Origin of the sequence: Pseudomonas huaxiensis (genome assembly GCF_003231275.1) — a bacterium.
Classification (GTDB): Bacteria; Pseudomonadota; Gammaproteobacteria; order Pseudomonadales; family Pseudomonadaceae; genus Aquipseudomonas; species Aquipseudomonas huaxiensis.
The window spans coordinates 1-1,455 of record NZ_QKVL01000127.1 but is presented as its reverse complement, the minus strand read 5'-3'; the positions used below and the strand labels follow the sequence as shown (position 1 = coordinate 1,455).

Below are 1,455 nucleotides of genomic sequence, written 5' to 3'. Positions count from 1 at the left end.
ACTGTCGCCGCCCCCTGCCGCATCGCCCCAGGTCACGACCCGCCCATCCGAGGTCAGCGCCGTGAAAGCATTGGTATTGGAATAAACAGCACGCACGTTGACCAGTTCTGCAGCCACCTGCGAGGTATCACCACCAAAGTTGGGGTCTCCCCAGGCGACAACGGTACCGTCACGACGCAGCGCCGCAAAACTCCTGGCCGAGCCCACAACCTGGACAACGTCGGACAACTGCTCGATGGCCTCAGGCACCAGCCCACCCGTGCCCGGGTTGCCCCACGCTACTACATGTCCGTCACTCAGCCGGGCGCAGAAGGCATACCAGGTACTGGACACCTCCACGACATTGGTCAGGCTCTGAATGAGTGTCGGCACCTGGCCGCCATAATCGACATCTCCCCAACCACGGACTTCCCCGGTATCGAGCAGTATTGCGAAAGCCGACAGGGTAGCAGCCCCTAATGCCCTGACGTTCGCAAGAGCTGCAATCGCTGGCGGCACGTGACCACCGTAGCCTTCATGCCCCCACCCGATCACGCTGCGAACACCACCCGCCTCGCGCAATGCCGCAAAAGCGGCATGAGAGGCAGACAACTGGATGATGTCATTCAAGCTGTCCTGGCCAGCCCCGAGAATCCCGCCAAGATCGGGCTCCCCCCACGCTACGATTTGCCCGGTTGCACGGCGTGCCGCAAAGGCCCCTCCTCCGCCACACAGTTCGACGTAATCACGATGCTGAGACACAGCTTCTGGAATATTCGCACCCAGTTTGGCAATCCCCCACCCGACCAGCCGGCCGTCATTCTTGCGACCTATAAACACATGCCAGCCAGCACGGACCTGAACGAAGTCGTCTTCCTCCCCGGGAGGAAGGCTACCGCCTTCAGCGGGATTGCCCCAGCACACCACCTGCCCATTCCGCCTGCGCGCTGCATAGGCACAACCGGTAGCAGAAACCTCGACGACGTCCTTGATGTCCATCACATTCGAATCCAGTTTCCCACCCCAGTCGGGAATACCCCAGGCAACCATATCGACGTGCGTTTCAGCCCCGACACTCACCTCATCGCGTATGGCCACGAATGCGGCGCTACCGGCAGCCGCAGTATTCCAACCGTTGCCGATGATATTGGCCGGGTTGAGCAGTACCACGTCACTGGAGGAGCACACGTATAGTTTCAGCCAGGGCTTGTTGTCGAACCAATGGGTCTCGGCCGTCCAGTCCTCGCTGTCTTCATAGCGCCACTGAGCCAGCAGCGGCTGCAGGGTCGTGTTGTGAAACGCACTGAGCGTTCGTGACGCACTCGATGCACGACAAATGCTTGCATTGGAGCGTGCCCCCATGACCCGCAGCGGACCAGAACCCGCCGGGCGGTTGACCTTGTACGGATTGACCGGCGATTCCTCCTCGGTCCCGCCTGCACTACGGGCGACTTTATATTTGAGATGAATGTCCTC

Annotated in this window: 1 protein-coding gene; it reads right to left on the bottom strand. The window is 60.8% G+C overall.

The annotated features are described in order from the left end of the window. Positions 1-1,455 (bottom strand): RCC1 domain-containing protein (locus DM374_RS32505; RefSeq protein WP_404821406.1); only part of this gene is annotated, 1,455 nt, incomplete at both ends.